At 60.5% G+C, this 20,369-nt stretch carries 17 protein-coding genes; 10 read left to right on the forward strand and 7 right to left on the reverse strand.

The genetic code is table 11. The features are described from left to right. Positions 1–295: 295 nt before the first annotated feature. The 10 genes from CSING_RS05990 (at position 296) to CSING_RS06035 (ending at position 12,752) form a co-directional block, all read left to right on the forward strand. Complete coding sequence (locus CSING_RS05990) at positions 296–2,116, forward strand: acetolactate synthase large subunit (RefSeq protein WP_042530595.1); 1,821 nt, start codon at positions 296–298, stop codon at positions 2,114–2,116. Between the two features lie 5 nt (positions 2,117–2,121). Next, on the forward strand, positions 2,122–2,637 hold the full coding sequence (ilvN, locus tag CSING_RS05995) for an acetolactate synthase small subunit (RefSeq protein ID WP_042530597.1): 516 nt from the start codon (positions 2,122–2,124) through the stop codon (positions 2,635–2,637). Between the two features lie 84 nt (positions 2,638–2,721). Then, complete coding sequence (gene ilvC, locus CSING_RS06000; RefSeq protein WP_042530599.1) at positions 2,722–3,735, forward strand: ketol-acid reductoisomerase; 1,014 nt, start codon at positions 2,722–2,724, stop codon at positions 3,733–3,735. A gap of 121 nt (positions 3,736–3,856) precedes the next feature. Continuing rightward, a complete protein-coding gene (locus CSING_RS06005) occupies positions 3,857–5,650 on the forward strand; it encodes a GmrSD restriction endonuclease domain-containing protein (RefSeq protein ID WP_042530601.1) in 1,794 nt (597 codons plus the stop codon). Then, positions 5,640–6,539 carry a hypothetical protein gene (locus CSING_RS06010; RefSeq protein WP_236684054.1) on the forward strand — a complete coding sequence of 300 codons (900 nt, stop codon included), beginning with the start codon at positions 5,640–5,642 and terminating at the stop codon, positions 6,537–6,539. The genes CSING_RS06005 and CSING_RS06010 overlap by 11 nt, the downstream gene beginning before the upstream one ends. Positions 6,540–6,583: 44 nt before the next feature. Beyond that, on the forward strand, positions 6,584–8,170 hold the full coding sequence (gene serA, locus CSING_RS06015; RefSeq protein ID WP_042530603.1) for a phosphoglycerate dehydrogenase: 1,587 nt from the start codon (positions 6,584–6,586) through the stop codon (positions 8,168–8,170). Positions 8,171–8,334: 164 nt separating this feature from the next. Further along, positions 8,335–9,354: a 3-isopropylmalate dehydrogenase gene (locus tag CSING_RS06020; RefSeq protein ID WP_042530605.1), complete on the forward strand. Its 1,020-nt coding sequence runs from the start codon at positions 8,335–8,337 to the stop codon at positions 9,352–9,354. A 17-nt stretch (positions 9,355–9,371) separates the two neighbouring features. After that, entirely contained in the window at positions 9,372–11,228 is a 1,857-nt protein-coding gene (locus tag CSING_RS06025; RefSeq protein WP_042530607.1) for a DUF294 nucleotidyltransferase-like domain-containing protein, read from the forward strand. After that, positions 11,229–11,852: an exonuclease domain-containing protein gene (locus CSING_RS06030; RefSeq protein ID WP_042530609.1), complete on the forward strand. Its 624-nt coding sequence runs from the start codon at positions 11,229–11,231 to the stop codon at positions 11,850–11,852. Positions 11,853–11,942: 90 nt separating this feature from the next. Further along, on the forward strand, positions 11,943–12,752 hold the full coding sequence (locus CSING_RS06035) for a fumarylacetoacetate hydrolase family protein (RefSeq protein WP_186302159.1): 810 nt from the start codon (positions 11,943–11,945) through the stop codon (positions 12,750–12,752). A 2-nt stretch (positions 12,753–12,754) separates the two neighbouring features. Here the strand turns inward: CSING_RS06035 and CSING_RS06040 are convergent, their stop codons facing one another. The 7 genes from CSING_RS06040 to CSING_RS06070 form a co-directional block, all read right to left on the reverse strand. Further along, the gene (locus tag CSING_RS06040; protein ID WP_042530613.1) at positions 12,755–13,858 is read right to left on the reverse strand and encodes an isochorismate synthase; all 1,104 of its coding nucleotides are present in this window, start codon (positions 13,856–13,858) and stop codon (positions 12,755–12,757) included. Positions 13,859–13,938: 80 nt separating this feature from the next. After that, the gene (locus CSING_RS06045; protein ID WP_042530615.1) at positions 13,939–15,267 is read right to left on the reverse strand and encodes a choice-of-anchor M domain-containing protein; all 1,329 of its coding nucleotides are present in this window, start codon (positions 15,265–15,267) and stop codon (positions 13,939–13,941) included. Further along, the gene (locus CSING_RS06050) at positions 15,264–16,151 is read right to left on the reverse strand and encodes an anchored repeat-type ABC transporter permease subunit (RefSeq protein WP_042530617.1); all 888 of its coding nucleotides are present in this window, start codon (positions 16,149–16,151) and stop codon (positions 15,264–15,266) included. The genes CSING_RS06045 and CSING_RS06050 overlap by 4 nt, the downstream gene beginning before the upstream one ends. Next, entirely contained in the window at positions 16,148–16,876 is a 729-nt protein-coding gene (locus CSING_RS06055; protein WP_042530619.1) for an anchored repeat-type ABC transporter ATP-binding subunit, read from the reverse strand. The genes CSING_RS06050 and CSING_RS06055 overlap by 4 nt, the downstream gene beginning before the upstream one ends. Continuing rightward, positions 16,869–17,786 carry a choice-of-anchor M domain-containing protein gene (locus CSING_RS14065; RefSeq protein WP_042530620.1) on the reverse strand — a complete coding sequence of 306 codons (918 nt, stop codon included), beginning with the start codon at positions 17,784–17,786 and terminating at the stop codon, positions 16,869–16,871. Before CSING_RS14065 ends, CSING_RS06055 begins: the two co-directional genes overlap by 8 nt. Positions 17,787–17,806: 20 nt before the next feature. Beyond that, positions 17,807–19,294, reverse strand: coding sequence for an anchored repeat ABC transporter, substrate-binding protein (locus CSING_RS06065; RefSeq protein WP_042530622.1), 1,488 nt, complete (start codon positions 19,292–19,294; stop codon positions 17,807–17,809). After that, on the reverse strand, positions 19,294–20,358 hold the full coding sequence (locus CSING_RS06070; RefSeq protein WP_042530624.1) for a choice-of-anchor M domain-containing protein: 1,065 nt from the start codon (positions 20,356–20,358) through the stop codon (positions 19,294–19,296). Before CSING_RS06070 ends, CSING_RS06065 begins: the two co-directional genes overlap by 1 nt. Positions 20,359–20,369: the final 11 nt, after the last annotated feature.

The raw sequence follows: 20,369 nt of genomic DNA on the forward strand, positions 1-20,369 counted from the left end.
GACTGTGGGGTGCCGTGGCGAACCGCCCCACCTGTGAAATCTCGCAAAATGAGAAAAAGATCCCAAAAATGGGGGTAAAGGCCAGCGTGTGCTTTTCTATCAGTGTACAGTTTATTCCATGATCATTATTCGACTTCACCTCGTAGTACCCGGGCGGCGCGAGCCGTAACGAGTCCACAGTGACGTTGACCTACACGCGCCCCCGCTACCTTCACACCCACGAAGGACAGACGGGGGCGTTAGTCGTAAGAAATGGTCTCTCCGATATCCACCCCATAGAAGGAGCACACCCACCGTGACAGCTTCCACTCCGCCACACCAGGCGCCCGAGCGCATCACGGGCGCACACGCCATCGTCCGAACTCTTGAAGATCTTGGTACTGACCTCGTCTTCGGCATTCCGGGCGGCGCCGTGCTTCCGCTGTATGACGCACTGTTTGAATCGACGAAGCTGCGCCACGTGCTCACCCGCCACGAGCAGGGCGCGGGCCACGCCGCTGAGGGCTATGCGCAGGCCTCTGGCAAGGTCGGCGTCATGATCGCCACCTCCGGGCCGGGTGCGACCAACTTGGTGACGCCGCTTGCTGACGCCAACCTGGACTCCGTCCCCGTTGTAGCCATTACCGGCCAGGTGGGCAGCTCCCTACTGGGTACCGATGCCTTCCAAGAGGCCGATATCCGCGGCATCACGATGCCAATTACTAAGCACAACTTCATCGTCACGGATGCCGCAGACATTCCGGCCGCCATCTCCGCTGCTTTCCACTTGGCTTCAACCGGCCGCCCTGGCCCAGTCCTCGTGGATATTCCGAAGGACGTGCAAAACGCCTACATGGACTACACCGGTCCGGAGATGATGGACCTGCCGGGCTACAAGCCCAACACCACCCCGCACCCGCGCCAAATTACTCAGGCGGTCAAGCGCATTGCCCGCGCCGAGAAGCCGGTGCTGTACATAGGCGGTGGCGTTATCAAGGCGAATGCAGCGCGCGAGTTGCGTGAGTTTGCTGAGCTGACCGGCATCCCCGTGGTCACCACCCTCATGGCCCTGGGATCCTTTCCGGATTCGCACCCGCAACACATGGGTATGCCGGGAATGCACGGTTCGGTTCCGGCGGTGGCTGCCCTGCAGCGCGCAGACCTCATCATCGCGATCGGCGCGCGTTTCGATGACCGCGTCACTGGTGATACCTCTACTTTCGCGCCGAATGCGGAGGTTATCCACGCCGATATTGACCCGGCAGAGGTGGGTAAAATTCGCGAGGTCTCCATCCCGATTGTGGGTGATGCCCGCGAGGTTCTTCTGCGTCTGACCAAGGCCTATGAGAACGACACCGAGATCTCCGCGCCTAACATTGGCGCGTGGATGGACTACCTCACTGACATGCAGCGCCGCTTTCCGCGTGGTTTCGAGCCCACTCCCGATGGCCTGCTCAATCCGCAACATGTCATTGAGAAGCTCAGTGACATTGTCGGGCCTGAGGCAATCTACTGTGCTGGTGTGGGGCAGCACCAGATGTGGTCGGCACAATTCCTCGACTTTGAGCACCCGCGTAGCTGGATCAACTCGGGCGGTGCCGGCACGATGGGCTACGCCGTCCCCGCGGCGCTCGGCGCCAAGGCAGCCATGCCGGAGCACGAGGTGTGGGCGATTGATGGTGATGGATGCTTCCAGATGACCAATCAGGAGCTCACGACGGCCGCGGTGGAAGGATTCCCCATTAAGGTGGCCGTCATTAACAATGGCAACTTGGGCATGGTGCGCCAATGGCAGACGCTCTTCTATGACAACAAGTACTCCCATACGAAGCTGCGTGAGCATGATGAGTACGTGCCGGACTTTGTGAAGCTCAGCGAGGCGCTGGGATGCGAGTCTATTCGCGTGACCTCAGAGGAGGAGATTGTCCCGGCCATCGAACGCGCGCGGGAAATCAATGACCGCCCGGTGGTTATTGACTTCATTGTGGGGCATGACGCTCAGGTGTGGCCGATGATTGGCGGCGGCGCCTCGAACGAGGAAATCCAGTACGCGTTGGGCCTGCGCCCGCTATTCGATGACAACGAGTCCGCGGCCGAGGAACCGGCCGAAATCCACGAATCTCTCGAGGAGGCCTAAGAACCATGGCTAAAGACGACATCACTCGCCACACCCTGTCCGTGCTTGTCGAGGATATTGAGGGCATCATCTCCCGCGTCACCGGCATGTTTACCCGCCGCGGCTACAACCTGATCTCCTTGGTGTCCGCCAAAACTGAGACCGAAGGCATTAACCGCCTCACTATCGTGGTCGACGCTTCCGAGGTGATCACTGAGCAGGTGACCAAACAGCTCAACAAGATCGTGCCTGTGCTCAAGGTGGTGGAGCTCGAAGAGGAGAGCACCATCGCGCGGGCCATCATGTTGGTCAAGGTAGCGGCCGATAACACCAACCGGCCGCAGGTGGTCGACGCTGTGAACATCTTCCGCGCCCGCATTGTGGACGTGGCGCCGGAGTCCGTGGTCGTTGAGGCTACAGGTACACCGGGCAAGCTGCGAGCGCTTCTCGACGTCCTCGAGCCCTTCGGCATCCGCGAACTGGTTCAGTCTGGTCACGTGGCGCTGGCTCGTGGCCCGAAGGCGATGGCACCTTCAAAATAAAATCTCACAATGTGGACGTAGCGTCCCAAACTGTGATACAAATTCAGTAGAACGATTTACCATACAAGCAAAGGAACACCCATCATGGCTATTGAAACTCTCTACGAATCTGACGCCGACCTGAGCATCATCCAAGGTCGTAAGGTTGCCGTTATCGGATACGGCTCCCAGGGCCACGCCCACGCAATGAACCTGCGTGACTCCGGCGTTGAGGTTGCCATCGGCCTGCGCGAAGGCTCCAAGTCCCGCGAGAAGGCAGAGGAGGCCGGTTTCCAGGTCTTCACCAACGCGGAGGCTGCCAAGTGGGCCGACGTCATCATGCTGCTGGCTCCTGATACCTCCCAGGCAGCCATCTTCACCGAGGACATCGAGCCGAACCTGGAGGACGGCAACGCCCTGTTCTTCGGTCACGGCCTCAATATCCACTTCGACCTGATCAAGCCTGCTGAGAACATCACCATCGGCATGGTCGCTCCCAAGGGGCCGGGCCACCTGGTTCGCCGTCAGTTCGTCGACGGCAAGGGCGTTCCGTGTCTAATCGCCACCGAGCAGGACCCGAAAGGTGAGGGCCGCGAGCTGACCCTGTCCTACGCGGCCGCCATCGGCGGTGCCCGTGCCGGCGTCATCCCGACCACCTTCAAGGATGAAACCGAGACCGACCTCTTTGGTGAGCAGGCCGTCCTGTGCGGTGGCGTGGAATACCTCATCATGAATGGCTTCGAGGTGTTGACTGAAGCCGGCTATGAGCCGGAAATGGCCTACTTTGAGGTGTGCCACGAGCTGAAGCTCATCGTCGACCTCATCGTTGAAGGCGGCATCAAGAACATGAACTACTCCTGCTCCGATACCGCTGAGTTCGGTGGCTACCTCTCCGGCCCGCGCGTTATCGATGAGTCCGTCAAGGAGCGCATGAAGGATGTCCTCACCGACATTCAGGACGGCACCTTTGTCAAGCGCTTGGTGGCCAACGTTGAAGGCGGCAACAAGGAACTTGAGGAGCTGCGCGAGAAGGTCAACAACCACCCGATCGAGCAGACTGGTTCCCAGCTGCGAGACCTCATGAGCTGGGTTAAGAACCCGCTGGATGCGACTGCGTAAGTCATCAACCTGAAGACTCCCTCTAGCTGGCGTGGCTGGAGGGAGTTTCACATGTTTGGTAACGCAGCACACATCGCTCTTAAACGGGCACGTTCCCACATCTGCTAGTAGGCTCGGAGCCATGGGTTTTTCTACGCCAAGCTATGACCTCTCTGACCTCTTCGCTCGCATCGACCGCGGGGATATCCAGCTTCCGGATTTCCAGCGCGCATACTCCTGGGATGAAGACCGCATCCGCTCTCTCATCGTGACCGTGCTGCGCGGTTATCCGCTTGGTGCCTTCCTCGCGTTGGACACTCGTAACGAGACCATGCGCTTCCGTCCCCGTGTACTGGCTGGTGCGCCGGACACTGGGGTAAATCCAGGTCTGCTGCTTCTTGACGGTCAGCAGCGCCTCACCTCTCTCTATCACTGTTTCCGGGGCGAGGGCTGCGTGGACACCACGGATTTCCGTTCCAAGAAGGTTTCCCGCAAGTTCTACGTGGACCTGCGAAAAGCAACGAGCGAAGACATCATGCCGGATGAGGCCGTGTTCGCCGTTAACCGGCATGGCGAGCTGCGCTCCCATTTTGCCCCGGAAATTGAAGGCTCCCTGTCAGATCGCGATGCTGCCATCAACGCGTGCTGCATCCCGGTCTCGGCTCTGCTCAGCGAAGAAGGCACCAGCATGCTCTTCGAGCTGGCCGCTGCGAACAACGGCACAAACCGCGATGTCGTCGCGGCCTTCAACAACCGGATTCTGCGGCCGTTGTCGGGCTACGCCGTGCCGATGATCCGTCTTTCCCGCGAAACGGCCCGCGCCGGTATCGGCTCAATCTTCGCCCAAGTCAACTCTGCCGGTCTTCAGATGGATGTCTTTGATCTGCTTACCGCAGTGTTTGCCTCGGAGGATCCGGACTTCCACTTGGCGGAGGAGTGGGCGGACGTCGAGAAGCAACTGCGTTCTTTCCCTGCTCTGGATGGTATTGGCCGCAACGAATTCCTCTCTGCCGTGTCCCTGTTGGTCTCGGGCAAGAAGGGCAATGCCGGAGGCCAGCGCGAGGACATTCTGCAGTTGTCACTTGCGGATTACCGCGCGGCATCGGAAACGCTCGTTAGCACCTTCCGGGAAGTGGCAGAGTTTTTGGCGGAGCGCTGCATCCTGTCGCTTGAGCAAGTTCCGTACTCCGAGCAAATTGTTCCGCTTGCCGTCATCCTTGCCCGCTTGGCCGAGAGCAGCGGCGTTCTGGCCAGCCAGGATGCTAGGGACCGACTCAACCAGTGGTTCTGGAGCGGCGTGTTTGGTGAGCTCTATGGCTCCTCGGCGGTGAAATTGCGTGCCGCGCGTGACGTCGATGAGGTCACCGCATGGGTAGCAGGGGAGACTGATGCGATACCTAAGACGGTGCGTGATGCTACCTTCCGTGAATCCCGTCTGTTGTCGGTCGGGGAACACGATGGCGTGTGGCACGGCCTATATGCCCTGCTCATGGCCCGCGGTGCTAAGGATTGGCGCACTGGCCAGCCCTTCAACCGCCGCACGTTCGAGGAACTGAAGCCGGGATTCTTCCCCATTTTCCCGCTCTCGTGGTGCCAGCGTCACGGTGTGAGCCCGGTGCTGGCGAATTCCGTGCTCAACCGCACTCCCATGGGCAAACGCACAGAGGTGGTTCTTGATGGACACTCTCCGGAACGCTATCTGCCGCGCGTGCAGTCCAAGTCAATCATGGAAGATGCCGAGTTTGATGCGGTACTGGGCTCACACGACCTTCAACCGTCATTGCTGACTTCGACGACCGCGCATCAGTTCTTTGCGGATCGCCGCGAACGCTTCGTGGGCATCGTCGAATATGCACTCAACAAGTCTGTGGTGCGCGATGTGGATGAAGCGAACTTGTCCGGTGGTGAGGAGGGCCCGCAGGCCTTTGCGCACTAACGCTTTATGGGCAGTGCTCGCGGTGGGAGGCCTTGCTGTGGGTGCAACGGGCTGTTCATCCTGGGGCCGCGGCGAGCCTCTTGTGACGCAAGAGATTACTGCGGTTCCCGATGCCGAGATTGACCTCGAGCGTGCGAGTGAGGAAAACCGTCTGCGACTTATCGATCCCAAATTTGATCACGTGGTCGCCGTTCTCGACGACCCGTCGGGGGTGGAATCTGCCCGGCTCTTTTTCAATCAGACCAATGCTCTCATTGTTGCGGAGAATACTGACGCTGCGGCCTTGCGCGCAGCCTCGCTGAGTGTGTCTCAGCGTATTCCTATGGTGATGTATGATGAGTCGATTCGGGGGCAGATTTCTGAGCTGGCCACGGACTTGGGCGTGGACCAGATTGTGGTGGTCGGTGATGTCCCTTGGGCTAGCCAGTATGGCTTGCGGGAGGTTATCCATGATCCCGGTAATACCAAGGCATTAGGGGAGTACACGGCGTTTCGTTTCACCTCTAAAGTGGTCAAGGATCCTAGCCGCATAGTGGATAACGTGGCGCACCTTAATTCTTCGGAGAAGACTGAGCTTAAGGCAGCGTGGGAGCCGTTGCCCGAGCGCATCACCAAGGAGAAGATGCCCGCCATCCCCGCAGAAGCCCGGCGCGATTCACAGATGGCGCCGGTGATCGTCGCTACCGTCGATAGCCCTGTGGCAAATGTCGCCAACGCTAATGCCTACGGTGGTACCGTCATGGTCATGCCGAATCCCGATCCTTCGGCAACAAAGGTCGGAGCGGCGATGACGGCGGGGCTAGAAAAGGGGCCGATCGTGGCGCTCGGACCGGAATTCGGTTCAGTGACAGAATTCACGCATAAAATAGCTCAGGGCTGGAAAGAATAAACTACACTTCACGGCATCAACTCGTTAGCCTAGTGAAGGAAGTTATGTCGAAGCCGGTCGTACTTATCGCCGATAAGCTTGCAGAATCCACCGTATCTGCTTTGGGGGACAGTGTTGAGGTTCGCTGGGTGGACGGCCCTCATCGTGAGGAGCTGCTCGCGGCAGTTCCGGAAGCTGACGCCCTCCTCGTGCGTTCTGCCACAACAGTGGATGCTGAGGTTTTGTCTGCTGCCGAGAAGCTGAAGATCGTCGGCCGCGCCGGTGTGGGCTTGGACAATGTTGACATCCCTGCGGCCACCGAACGCGGCGTTATGGTAGTGAATGCCCCGACCTCTAATATTCACTCGGCCTGTGAGCAGGCCATCGCCCTGCTGTTGGCCACCGCGCGCCAGGTTCCAGTAGCAGACCAGTCTCTGCGTCAGGGTGAGTGGAAGCGCTCCTCCTTCAAGGGCGTGGAAATCTTCGGCAAAACCATCGGTATTGTGGGCTTCGGTCACATCGGTCAGCTCTTTGCGCAGCGTCTCCTTGCTTTTGAGACCACGGTTATCGCGCACGATCCCTACGCCAACCCGGCTCGCGCGGCGGCACTCGGTGTGGAGCTGGTTGGCCTCGAAGAACTCATGTCCCGCTCTGATTTCGTGACCATTCACCTGCCCAAGACTCCGGAGACTGCCGGAATGTTCGATGCCGAGCTGCTGTCCAAGGCTAAGAAGGGTCAGATCATCATTAATGCTGCCCGCGGTGGCCTTGTCGATGAGGCGGCGCTTGCGGAGTCCATTAAGTCCGGCCACCACCGCGGTGCCGGCTTTGACGTCTATGCTACTGAGCCGTGCACGGATTCCCCGCTCTTCGAGCTTCCGCAGGTCACCGTGTCTCCGCACCTGGGCGCTTCCACTGTTGAGGCCCAAGATCGTGCCGGTACCGATGTTGCTGCGTCTGTTCTCAAGGCTCTGGCCGGTGAGTTCGTGGCGGATGCCGTCAACGTAGAAGGCGGCAAGGTGGGCGAGGAAGTTGCCGGCTGGTTGGATCTCGCTCGCAAGCTCGGTCTCGTCGCTGGCAACCTGCTTCACTCGGCTCCGGTGGCTGTTGAGGTTGAGGCCTGTGGTGAGCTGTCCACCGAGGATGTCTCCGCGCTCGGCCTGTCTGCCGTCCGTGGTTTGTTCTCCGGTGTGGTCTCGGAGACAGTGACTTTTGTGAACGCGATGCAGATTGCGGAAAGCCGCGGCGTGAGTGTTGATGTGAGGACTGAGGTGGAGTCGAAGGGGCACCGCTCCTCCGTCGTGGTGAAGATTATCGGCTCGGACGGTGAGGTATCTCAGCTGACTGGTGCGCTGACCGGCATCGATGGTGTGGAGAAGATTATTCGCATCAACGGCCGTGGCGTGGATATGCGAGCAACCGGCCGCAACCTCTTCTTCTCCTATAAGGATGCTCCTGGCGCACTGGGCACCGTAGGCACCAAGCTGGGTGCCGCCGGCATTAACATCGTGGCTGCTGCGCTCACCCAGGGTAAGGAAGTTGATGACGCTGTCCTCATCCTGCGTGTTGAGCGTGAGGTTCCGGAGGAGCTCATTGAGGAAATCAACGCTGCGCTGGGTGCGAGCTGCCGCCAGCTTGATCTTGACGCCTAAAGGAACAATGCACCAAGGCCGTTCGTGCTCACTGTGAGGGGAAACCTTCGCCAGCGCGAGCGGCTTCGCTGCTTTCTGGTGGGCATACTTGGGTTCGGCCTACGGGGAGGGGTGAACGTGGTATTCTCACAATTATCCAATATGTGAGAAAGGAATCCCGCAATATGAAACTGGCAGTGATTGGCGGCGACGGCATCGGACCCGAGGTAACCGCAGAAGCACTCAAGGTACTTCGTGCTGTACGTACGGACATTGAGGTCACAGACTATGACCTCGGCGCCCGTCGCTACCTGCGCAATGGGGAATTGCTCACCGAGGATGACCTGGCTTCCCTGCGCGAGCACGACGCCATCCTGCTTGGTGCTATCGGCGCGCCAGGAGAGGTTGCTCCGGGCATTCTAGAACGTGGATTGTTGCTGAAGATGCGCTTCGCGTTGGACCACCACGTTAACCTGCGCCCCGCCAAGTTGTACCCGACATCGACCTCGCCGCTGGCTAATCCAGGCGAGATAGATTTTGTCGTCGTGCGTGAGGGCACCGAAGGACTTTACTGCGGCAACGGTGGCACGCTGCGTGAGGGAACCGAGCATGAGGTTGCTTCCGAGGTGTCCCAGAACACTCGCTTTGGTGTCGAACGAGTCGTGCGCGATGCTTTTGAGCGCGCCATGGGACGCCGCAAGCACGTTACCCTTGTCCACAAAACCAACGTGTTGGTCAATGCTGGTGGGCTGTGGCAGCGAACCGTCGACGAGGTTGCCGCCGAGTACCCCGAGGTCGCTGTGGACTACAACCACATCGATGCTGCGACCATTTACATGGTTACTGACCCGGCCCGCTATGACGTCATTGTGACCGATAACCTCTTTGGCGATATTCTTACTGACCTCGCTGGTGCAGTGACCGGCGGCATCGGTCTCGCAGCCTCCGGCAATATCGATGCCTCTGGTAAGAATCCGTCCATGTTCGAGCCTGTTCATGGTTCAGCCCCGGATATTGCTGGGCAGGGGATTGCGGACCCCACTGCTGCAATCTTGTCGGCGGCGATGTTGCTGCGTCATAGTGGCGACGAGGAGAATGCGGTGCGCGTGGAAGAGGCAGTGGCCGAGGACGTGTCCTCGCGCGGTGATGCCCCAGTGCGTACGACCGAGATTGGTGACCGAATCGCCTCCGCACTGCACTCGTAGCCCTGTAATCTTGGCGCATGAGCGTCGAATTAGATGAGGTCACTAGCTTCCTGGCCCAGCACGAGCCCTTCTCCCACCTGCCGGAGGAAGAGCTCGCCACGCTGCCCGCCAACTTGAGCATTGTGTACCTGCGCCGCGGTGACACGCCCGTGCAACGAGGAGAGACGAACGAGTTCCTCCACATCATTCGCGCTGGTGCCGTGGATGTTATCGGTGAAGACGGCGTGTTGCTCGATCGACGCGAGGCTGGCTTGACCTTTGGTTATTCCACGCTGCAAGGTGAGCCAACCTCTGCGTATGACATGGTAGCGGTTGAAGACAGCCTCGTCTTCACGCTCCCGCAACAGGCTTTTAATGACTTGTCGCAGCGTAATCCGGATCTCGCCCGTTTTTTCTCGGCACAATCACGTCAGGTGCGCGCGGCGGCCCGTGAGCTTGCTGACGCTGCTCCGACTGATGTCTTGCGTACCCCTCTCGGCGAGCTAGCCCGCACTGATGTGCTCACCGCTGCGGCGTCGACCACTATCGCGGAAGCTGCCCAGCTTATGACACAGCGTGGGGTGTCCTCGCTGCTGGTTACCCGTGCACAGAACCAGCTAGAAGGCATCGTGACTGACCGCGATCTGTGCTCCCGAGTGCTGGCACTTGGGCTCAGTCCTGCGCGGACGGTAGGGGAGATCATGACCCCGAACCCGTTGGTTGTGCCGATGGATGCCCCTGCCATGGAGGCGCTACTTCACATGGCTGAGCGCGGCATCCATCACTTGCCGGTGGTTGACGAAGGTCGCCTTTACGGCATCGTCACCCAATCTGATGTCACAAAGTTGCTGCACAACGATCCCGTCTACCTTGCGGCAGATCTGTCGCGCCGTGGCAGCCGTGCGGAGCTGGCGGATGCCTTCACCGAAGCAACGCGGTTGGCCGGGCGCTTCGTGGAACGTGGCTCCACACCGGCGGAGGCAGCTAGCTTGGTGACCTTAGCTGCAGATGCAGTAGCTCGGCGGCTGTGCGTGTTGGCGGAAGTAGAGCTCGGCCCGCCACCGGTGGACTATGCGTTCGTGGCCGTCGGCTCCCAAGGCCGCCGCGAGATGGCCTTGGCCTCGGACCAAGATAATGCGCTGGTTTTATCTGATGACTACAATCCCGCAGCCCATGGTGAGTATTTCGCACAGCTCAGCACCTTCGTGTGTGAGGGCCTGGCGGAGGCAGGGCAGATGCGATGCCCCGGGGAGATGATGGCTATGACGCCGGAGTGGAGGATGACCTCTTCGGAGTGGGTTGAGACATTCCGTCGCTGGATCCGTGATCCACAGCCCGAAGCTTTGCTCAATGCCCAAATCTTCTTTGACTTCCGCGTGCTGTACGGAAGCGAGGAACTTGGCCGCCACGTTCATACTGCCGCAGTAGAGATGGGCAAGGGAGCCACGCGCTTGCATGCACACCTGGCCAGTCTTGCCGCTAGGCGTGAGCCGCCCCTGACCTTCTTCCGCGGACTCGTCGTGGAACGCGATGGCGACTATGCCAATACCCTGGACATCAAGAAGGGCGGGACAGCCGGCATTGTGCAGATGGGCCGCCTCTTCGCCTTGGCTTCTGGTTCGGCCGTGGTGGATACCCGCCAGCGCCTGAAGGAAGCAGCGGGTGATGCGGTGAGCCGCCAGGGAGCACAGGAGCTTCTCGACGCCTTCGACTTCCTCCGCGCCCTCTCCTTTCAACACCAGGCCCGCCAGCTCCGTGAAGGAGTTAAGCCGGATTATCACATTGACCCCAAGAGCCTTGGGCGCTTGGAGCGCGAGCGTCTGCGCGATGCTTTCCGCGCCATTAAATCCATGCAGAATGCCCTAGCCACCAAGTATCCAGTGAGGAGCATCTAGATGTGGGGAAGCCTTGGGCGGCGCGGGAGGCGCGCTGATTGGGGTGCCCCGCCAGCCTCGACGCGTCTGGATGAGCTGAAACTACTGGCTGTGGATATGGAGACGACGAGTCTTGATCCCCGGACAGGTGACATTGTCTCCTTAGGCTGGGTACCGATTAACGGTGCACGGATTGATCTCTCAGGCGCTGGCTACAGCGTCGTTCGCGGAGCCCGCGTCGGTGAGGATGCCCACGTCCATCTGCTGACCCAAGAGATGGTGGATGAGGGAATCGAACTAGACGACGCCCTTTCGGCTTTGCGCACGGCACTCGATGGCCGCGTGCTCCTCGCACACTTTGCACAGCTGGAAGTGGGGTTCATTGAGAGGGCTTCGCAGCACGTTTTCGGGGAGCGGCCGCGCCTAAGCGTGGTTGACACTTTTGCCCTTGAGCGTCGCCACATGGAGCGTATGGGGACCTATCCGCGCGGTGAAGATTTGCGGCTTGCTCGCGTGCGCGAGCGGTATGGCCTGCCGCGATACAGCAACCACAATGCGCTGAGTGATGCCCTTGCCTGTGCCGAGCTTTACCTGGCACAGCGGCGGAGCACGCGCGCGGAGTCGTTGCGCGATATTGCCCTCTAGTTACTTTTCTCCATGGAGAGGAAGATTTAACAGAATTCACAGCATAGCCTGGCTGCTGTGTGAAAGAACCTTGCGAGTAGTATGTCCGTTATGCGTTTAGGACGAATTGCTCACACCGAAGGAATCTGTTTCGCCATCATCGATGGCCCGGCTGATGCACCGATGGACCAGCTGGTGGCCAAGGAAATCGCCGGCACCCCGTTTACGCCCCCAGAGCCCACCGGACGCGAGTGGCCGCTGAATGAGGTCCGCCTTTTGGCGCCGACCTTGCCCACCAAGGTCGTGGCTCTGGGCCGCAACTATGCCGACCACGTGGCGGAGGTCTTCAAGGAATCCGCAGAGCACCTGCCGCCGACCATCTTCATCAAACCCTCCACCGCCGTTATCGGCCCGGGCGCACCGATTAAGATTCCGGAGTTTGCCACCAACGTCGAGTTTGAAGGCGAGCTTGCAGTTGTGATCTCCAAGGTGTCGAAAAATATTGACCCGGACAACTGGCGTGACCACGTTGCCGGCTACACCATCTGCAATGACGTGTCCTCCCGCGACCTGCAGTTCAAGGATGGCCAGTGGGCGCGTGCCAAGGGTATTGATACCTTCTGCCCGCTGGGCCCGTGGATTGAAACCGACCTTGACTGCATCAACCTGGATGACCAAAAGATCAATGCGTACCTAACCCACGATGGTCAACGTGAGCAAAAGCAGGATTCCAACACTGATCAGATGATCGTGAAGATGGGCGGCATCATCGCGGAGATCTCTCAGTCCTATACCTTGCTTCCAGGTGATGTCATCACTACTGGCTCCCCGGCAGGCACCGCGCCGATGGTGCCGGGTGACACCATCGAAATCGAAATCCCGGGAGTAGGCCGCCTGACCAACCCGATTACCCGCGCGTAGTTTTAAAGATTAAGCGCGCGCAGAATGGTGCGCAGCTTCGCCGTGGTCTCCTGTAGCTCAGTCTCAGGTTCGGAATCCACGACGATGCCACCGCCTGCCCATGCGCGCGCAGACAAGCCATCGCCGGCCACTTCAGCGCAGCGGATAGCCACCATGTACTCGCCATCACCCGAGCTATCACACCAGCCCACCGCACCTGCGTAAAAGCCACGATCAGTTTCGGCGGTTTCAATGAGCGCCTGCGCGGCCTCTGTCGGCGTGCCGCAAATAGCCGGGGTGGGGTAGACCAGCTCCGCGAGCTCGAGCGCCGTAATGGCTGGGTCCTTGAGCGTGCCTGCGATTGGAGTGCCCAAGTGCCACATTTCATTTGTGGAGGTCAGCTCCGGCGACGTTGGAGCATCCAGGCTCTCACAGAGCGGCTCGAGGATTCGGCGGATGTGATCCACAACAAAAGCATGCTCGCGTAGATCCTTGCCCGAGTTGTGGAGATCCTGCCCCGCCACGATGTCGCGTGCCCTGTCGGCGTGGCGCGGCGCGGAGCCGGCGAGGGGGAAGGCTGTGACTGTTGAGCCCTGCTTCTTGATGAGTACTTCTGGGGAGGAGCCCACGAGCATCGCGCCTAGTCGTCCTGCTGGGCTCAAATCGGCGATAAAACCATCGCGGTGCGAGGAAAGATCGATAAGGCGTGCTGCCACGAGTAGTGGGTCGACAGGGTTAAGAAACTCGATATCGACTGCTCGGGCTAGCACTACCTTGTCCAGCTTGGAGGCCTCAATCGTGGCGATTGCCGCTTCAATGCGCCGCAAGTGTTCCTCGGGTTCCGGGTCGAAACCAGTAACGCGAGCTTCCAGCGCACCACTGCGGTAGTACGCGTGCGGCTCGAGCGGGCCTTCCTCACGGATGATGCTCTCTGGCACGGTGAGTGCGGCGGCCTCACCCTTGTGGAAAGGCAGCGCGCCCACGACCATGTCTGCCTCGCCGTTGCGCAGGGCAGTGACAGCAGCGTCAACCTCGGTGAAGGTGGCTACCGTTCCTTGGGTACGCACAGACCCCGTCGCACGGGACAGGAGAAAATCTGGGGCGGAAGCGGGTCTGCGATCACACATAAGGAACAACTCTAGTTCCTTCGCCTGTGCCTGCTAAAACCAGATCGCCAACTAAGTCTGCACAAGACAGGTGTGTGAAACTAGTCGCGAGTGCGTGGACGGAAGAACTGCACCGCAATGAAGAGCCCAATTCCCAGCAACAGTGCCAAGGCTCCCATACCGGCTAAAAAGCCCGCCCAAAAGCCCACCATTGGCGCGCCATAGCTTGTGGCCTCGATGTTTTGGGCATTAGCTAGCGTGTCCGTTCCGTGGGAGTCGTCCTGCGCGGAGGCGTTCCGCGAACGGGTCGTGCGTTCAGCTGAGCGTTGGCGTTCCCGTGCGGAGTCCTTGGAGCCCTGCGCTTCGTTGCGCCCTGCCCCCTCACGCTGTGTCGAATCTCTCGGTGTGCGCTCATTGTGGGACGCTGCGTTCTGCCGATGAGAGTTCTGCCGGTCATCCTGGCGCTGCGGTTGGGGGTGGTCGGCCGCCGGCTCACGGTGTTTCGATGGCTTTTCGGTTCGTGTGGACTCCTTCGTGCGTGTTGAGTCCCGGGACTGTCGTGGTGCTCGTGACTCAGAGGGCTTTCCGCCGTTGAGGAAGGTGTCCGCTTCCTTGAACGTCTTGTCCATCGTCTTATCTAGCTGGGCGATGGCCTTAGACGTGTCGTTGATGTCTTTAGCTAACTGCTGTGGGCGGTTCTTTGCGCTTCCTGACTCGGATGCGCTGCCAGAACCGGAGCCCCATTCCAGCTGGCAGAGTTCGCCGGTATCGGCTCCACCGACAAGAAAGGGAACGTCGATGGAATGCTCTGAGCCATCGTTGAGCGAGAATGTGAATGTGACGGCATAAGCCCCTGGTTCGGTGAAAACGATTCCGGTATGGCTGTGGAAATGATCCGGATAATCCCAGTTCACATCGGGATCCTCTGAGTCGAAGAGCACGGTGGGGGCACCTCCGAGGGAGTTCTGGAAACCGACAACTCGTCCACCATCGGGGCCACTGTGCAGCGTCATCGACAGCGTCGCATCCTGTGCTGCGTCTTCATCGATATAGCTCGTATTGAACCCTAGCCAGGGAATATCCGGGTTTTGGGTCTGAGGAATCTGCCAGCCGTGCGAAGGGATATCTCCGCCGGCAGCATCGTCGAAGGCCGCGTTAGAACCAACCTCCACGTAAAAATCGCCGGAGGAGTAGTCATCTCCAGATTCGTCGTCGCGTGCTACGAAGCGCATGTCACCGGAGTTACCCAGCAGGGCTAAATCTTGGTGGCCGCGGGTAAAGGCATGCTGCGAGTCGGCGTCGCAGAAGGCAGTATCGCTGGCGGTGTCTGCAGCCAACGCCAGTGGGGCAGCCGCGCCAGTGGTTGGGATAGACAAGGCTAGGGCTGCCGCGGCGGTCAGCGTCAGTGGGCGGAGGATGAGGCGGTTCATGCGGACAAGGACTCCTTAGTTGTTGGGGTAGAAGGTGCGAAGCGGCGGGAATGGAGAATTGGAGAAGCAATCCATGCCAAGAGGAAACAGGCAGTGAGTAGCAGGACGATGGTGGCGCCGGCGGGAAGGTCAATGGCCCATGCCAGGTAGATGCCGAAGAAACTTCCCAAGGAACCAATGGCGGCGGAGGCGGCCATCATGGTTCCTAGGGAGTCACACAGCAATCGCGCCGTTGCTGCGGGGGTGATGAGCAGTGCGAGAACGAGGATGTTGCCCACCGTGCCCACCGAGATCACTACCGCACCCGTAACACACAGGTACAGCACGATGTCGAGGGCAAAGACCGGAAGGCCCATTGCCCGGGCAGTTTCCTTGTCCAGGCACGTTGCTGTCAGCTGTGGGCCGAGGAGGACGATGATCCCCACAATGAGCACGGTGACCACCAGTGCGGTGTAGAGGTCCGTGCGGGAAACACCGGTGAGCGAACCAAACAGGAAGCTCGTCAGCGACGCGGTGTAGCCCTTAACACGGGAGATGATCACCATTCCCAACGCGAACGAGGCGGCGAAAAAGATACCGATGACGGAATCCTCGCGCACCGAACGGCGCTGCGAGAAGCAGGCGATGAGTAAAGCCACGGTACAGCCGGCCACGGCGCCACCTAAGAGAACCGAACCTTGGAGCACGAAGGCAATGGCGAGGCCTGGGAAGACAGCGTGGGAGACGGCATCGCCAATGAAGGCCATGCCGCGAAGAACGACGTAGCAGCCCACGACGCCGCACACGATGGCCGCCAGGACTGAAATAGCTACGGCGCGGGCAAGAAAATCGAGGTGCGGGTTGGTGAGGTCCTGGAAGAACTCAATGAGTGAAATGTCGATCATGCCGCCACCCCGATTGCGGAGAGCAGTGGGGACGAGGTGGATACCCCGAAGGTATCGCTCCACGGCTGCGGGGTGCGGCGCAGCTCCGCAGCTGGGCCATCGGCCACGATCCCACGGTTAAAAAGCACGAGTCGCGAGCAGGAGTGAGCTGCTTCGGAGAGGTTGTGGGTGGACATGACCACGCTGGTTCCTTTCGCGGTGAGCTCATCGAAAAGGAAAAGAAGTTCCTCGGTATTCGGGGCGTCGAGGCCGGTAAAGGGTTCGTCGAGAAGCAGCACCTCCGGTTCGGTGGCCAGGGCACGCGCAATGAGGACACGTTGGCGCTGACCGCCCGACAGCTGCGCGATGGGGCGGCGAGCGAATTCTTCCAAGTTGGTCAGGCTCAGCGCGCGACGAGCAGCGTGCTTGTCTGCTCGGCCGGGGCGGCGTAGCCAGCCGACGATTCCGGTGCGCCCGCTCAGAACTGCGTTGGAAACGCTAATGGGGAAGTCCCACTCCACGTCGTGACGCTGCGGAACATAGCCCACAGAGGTGGTGACGTCGATTGTCCCGGTGGCGGGAATAAGGCCGAGGATGGCGCGAAGAAGCGTGGTCTTGCCTGCGCCGTTGGGGCCGAGCAAGCCAATGAACTCGCCCGGATTTACGGTCACAGATGCATCCTCGATGACGTGGCGTCCCGCTAATGTGACGCTGAGGCCTTCGACGGAGATGAGCGGATTAGCCACGTCGCCCGCCCTTCGCGCGCACAACGGCGACAAGCGCCGCAACGAGGACAAGGACGCCGATGCCGGCCAGCGCCCATATCCACGCCGGGACGGCTGCCTGCGAGGCTCCGGATGCTGAACCAGAGGATTCGGCAGTTTCATCCCACACGGTTGCTTGCGCTTCACTCAGGTCGGTCCCCTCACCCACGGCAAACGTCAGTGTGGCCTCTGCGGAAACCTCGGAGCCTGCGCTTTCACCACTACCGTCACCGGTCATACGCACGCGTACCTGGTGGATACCCGGTTCGGTGAAGACCCAGTTGGCGTGAGTATGGGTGCCGAGGTCAACCCAGAAACCATCGGTGGCGTCGTTTGCGGTGGACCACAGCAGCTGCGGCGGTTCGAAGCCACCATTTTGGAGGAAGAGGGAAAAATCGCCGGGTCCCTGGTGGCCCACGTACTCCATGGTGAGACCGCGATCCACGTTGTCAGCCAGGGAAGGGGCCTGCGTATTCCAACCTAGCCACGGGACCTCAGCCTGCTCAGTCTGGGGGACGACCCAGACGTGGTCACCTGGGTCGGCACCCACGAAAGAGAAGGCCTCATCGTCCGGGAGTGTGAGTTGGGCATTGTCGCCAACGGTGAAAACGACGTCATCTAGCTCACGCCACACCGGCTTTTCGGCGGAGTCATCGCGCGCCAGGAACTGAGCTTGGCCGTCGATGACCTGGAGCCCTAGGTCCACGTGCCCGTGATCGACGGTGGCCTCAGTACCAGGTGCGGCGACTTCCTCGTCGGCGCTGACTACCTGTGCCAGGTCTCCTGCCCAGGCAGTCGAGGGAGCACACGCAAGAGCCGCTGCGGCTATCACGGAGGCAAGCGTGGTAGTCAGGCGCGGCAGACGGTGACGGTGGGTGGTGTGATGAGTCATATGCTTCTTTCTTTTTGTGCTTAGTTTTCTGCAAGGCAACGGTGTAGAGATTCAGCGTTGAACCGCATGAGGTCTAGATAGGAAGGGACAGATTCATCGAGTGTGTCGCCGTAGATGGGGCACACTGCGATGCCGAGGGAGTGCGCGGTCTCCCGGATGACATCTGCGCTTGCTTCTTGGGTTGGCTCGATGAAGACGGCAGGTAACCGCAGGTTTTCCAGCGTGCGTCGTAGCGCGATGACATCGCGAGGCGAAGGCTCGATGGCGGGGTTCGGCGTAACGAAGCCGGCGATGTCAATGCCATAACCTTGTTCCAAGTAGGCGTAGCCGTGATGCGGAGTGACCAGATGCCGTTTGTCCTCGGGGATATCCTCAATGAGGTCGCGGACAAAGGAGTCTGCCTCGCGCACTTGCAAGGCGTAGTCGTGGGCACGCCCGCGGTAGTCGGCACCGTGGGAGGGATCCGCCAGGGCCAGCTGGTCGGCGATGACCTCGGCGTAGGTGATGACGTTTTTGGCGTTGTGCCACAGGTGTGGATCGACCTCACCGTGCAGATGCTTGCCCAGCACTGCCTGGGGCAAGAGGTAGGTCTCATCGCCTGGACGCCCGAGGAAGCGATAGGCCGGGGACGGTGGGATTTCCTGCAGAGTCGAGTTGGGAATGCTCAATGCGGTGGTCGTCGGGTCAAAGCGCTCGCCTTGATCCTCAAGGTCCAGTGTTCCGTTGGCTATGTCTGCGGTGATGTCGACGTGACCCTCGCTCAGAGAGCGCATGCCCTCTGGTGGGTTGACGCCGACGGCGACGGTGACCTCCTGCGGCCCTGCATTCGTTGCTGTGAAGGTCAGGCGGTAGATACCGGGTTTGCTGAAAGCCCAGGACACGTGTGTATGTGCATTGGCCGGAAGCGTGGTGGAATCCTCGCGGTCATCAATGCCGTCGGCGGTGTTGAAGAGCGGTTCGGGGGTGCCGAAGGTGGACACAACGTACGCGGCGACGTCACCTGGTCCTTCGGCGGACTGCAGACGCATGTCCACGCTGTTCGTACCGGACGGAGCGTTGCGCACACGCAGTCCCAGCCAGATGGCGTCGAGTGCCACATTCTCCACCAGCGGCACGAGAGTGGCACCACGCGTCGAGGCTTCGTCCGCGACCTCCGTCACGGGAACGTCGGAGGATTCCCGCAGTGATTTCATGAGGTTCTGCGGCTCCAGCAGCAGGCCATTGGCTAGGAGCACATCAGCGTTGGCGATATCCCGCACGGTGCGCAGACTCGGCTCGAAGGTGTGGGGGTCCTTGCCTGCCGGAATGAGTGTTGTCACCTGGGCGTTGGGGCCTGCCACGTGCTTGGCGACGTCCCCCAGGATCGGCGTTGTCGCTACCACCTTCAGGCTCGCATCGTTGCCGTCCTCGCCGGCGGCTGTGCTCGTACAGGTAGTGAGAGCTGCCGACGTGGCAACGACAATGAGCAGCGCGGCGCAGTGTACCGCCCGGAAAGCTGATGACGGCATTAGTCGCGGCCCTTGAGCAAGGCGAGACGAGCGATGGCCAATCCCAGCACGAGCATGCCGAGGCCGAGGATGCCGATGCCCCACGGCAGGAGACCCTGACCGCTGTCGTAGTAGCCGGATGCGGCCATGGCGTCGACATTATCTGCATCCGCCTTAGACGAAGCGTCGCGGGACGGTGTGCGGTACTTGCTCGCCTTGCCCTCCTTCTTCTCTTTGTTGGCAGCGGTGGCCTTGGTCTTCGCAGAGTCCTTGGCTTGTGCTGCCGGTGCTGGGCCGGCCGCCGCGTCCGGTGCGGCGTCGGCGTCAGAGTGGGAAGAAGAGTGGGAGTCGGACGAGCGAGGGGCATCGCCAAGCGCTGCGTCATCGCTGCCATCCGGCGCGAGTTCAACAGCCTCGGAGTCAGCTTCTTCGTCCGACTCGAGGGGCGCGGCGTCCGCATCACCGACGTTCCAGGTATAGGTGACCTGGTTGCTGACATCGCCGTTGGAGACCGCCTGAACGGTCATGGTGTACATGCCGGGATCCGTGAACGCCCAGTTGACATGGCGATGGGCAGGGTAGGCCTGGTTGATGACATCCCCGCTCACCAAGTCCATGGCGCCTTCCTCGGTGACCGGCTGGATGTCGCCGAACCCGGCCGTTTCGAAGACGAAGATGTCGCCCGGGCCGGTGACCTCCACGAACTCGAAATCAACGTCCTTGTAGCCAGCAGACTGCGCCGGCTGAGTGTCCCAACCTGGCCACAACAGCGCGCTGTCCTGGGTCTGCGGAAGATAATAGGTGGGAACGCCGATGCCATCTATGCCCACGGTGGCTTCATTCCACGCCTCTTCAGCAACCTTGAGCGTGACGTCATCTCCGGAGTGGACAACACCGCTGCCGGTAATGTCCTCTTTCATGGACAAGGTGAGCTCGCCACCCGGGGCGGTGACATAAAAGGCGTCGACGTGCCCGGCGTCGAAAACCTCTGCGTGAGCGGGAGAGACAGCTCCGTGCATGAGCACGAGGGCCAGTGCGCCCAGTACGGCAACCGGCCTAGAAGCGCGGCGCGAAACGATGGTCACTGTGCAGCTCC

This window comes from Corynebacterium singulare, assembly GCF_000833575.1.
Lineage (GTDB): Bacteria > Actinomycetota > Actinomycetes > Mycobacteriales > Mycobacteriaceae > Corynebacterium > Corynebacterium singulare.

Excerpts from the sequence above, each read along its gene's own strand:
- ilvN (WP_042530597.1), top strand. The coding sequence starts at position 2,122 with ATGGCTAAAGACGACATCACTCGCCACACCCTGTCCGTGCTTGTCGAG.
- ilvC (WP_042530599.1), top strand. The coding sequence starts at position 2,722 with ATGGCTATTGAAACTCTCTACGAATCTGACGCCGACCTGAGCATCATC.
- CSING_RS06005 (WP_042530601.1), top strand. The coding sequence starts at position 3,857 with ATGGGTTTTTCTACGCCAAGCTATGACCTCTCTGACCTCTTCGCTCGC.
- serA (WP_042530603.1), top strand. The coding sequence starts at position 6,584 with ATGTCGAAGCCGGTCGTACTTATCGCCGATAAGCTTGCAGAATCCACC.
- CSING_RS06020 (WP_042530605.1), top strand. The coding sequence starts at position 8,335 with ATGAAACTGGCAGTGATTGGCGGCGACGGCATCGGACCCGAGGTAACC.
- CSING_RS06025 (WP_042530607.1), top strand. The coding sequence starts at position 9,372 with ATGAGCGTCGAATTAGATGAGGTCACTAGCTTCCTGGCCCAGCACGAG.
- CSING_RS06030 (WP_042530609.1), top strand. The coding sequence starts at position 11,229 with ATGTGGGGAAGCCTTGGGCGGCGCGGGAGGCGCGCTGATTGGGGTGCC.
- CSING_RS06035 (WP_186302159.1), top strand. The coding sequence starts at position 11,943 with ATGCGTTTAGGACGAATTGCTCACACCGAAGGAATCTGTTTCGCCATC.
- CSING_RS06040 (WP_042530613.1), bottom strand. The coding sequence starts at position 13,858 with ATGTGTGATCGCAGACCCGCTTCCGCCCCAGATTTTCTCCTGTCCCGT.
- CSING_RS06045 (WP_042530615.1), bottom strand. The coding sequence starts at position 15,267 with ATGAACCGCCTCATCCTCCGCCCACTGACGCTGACCGCCGCGGCAGCC.
- CSING_RS06050 (WP_042530617.1), bottom strand. The coding sequence starts at position 16,151 with ATGATCGACATTTCACTCATTGAGTTCTTCCAGGACCTCACCAACCCG.
- CSING_RS14065 (WP_042530620.1), bottom strand. The coding sequence starts at position 17,786 with ATGACTCATCACACCACCCACCGTCACCGTCTGCCGCGCCTGACTACC.
- CSING_RS06065 (WP_042530622.1), bottom strand. The coding sequence starts at position 19,294 with ATGCCGTCATCAGCTTTCCGGGCGGTACACTGCGCCGCGCTGCTCATT.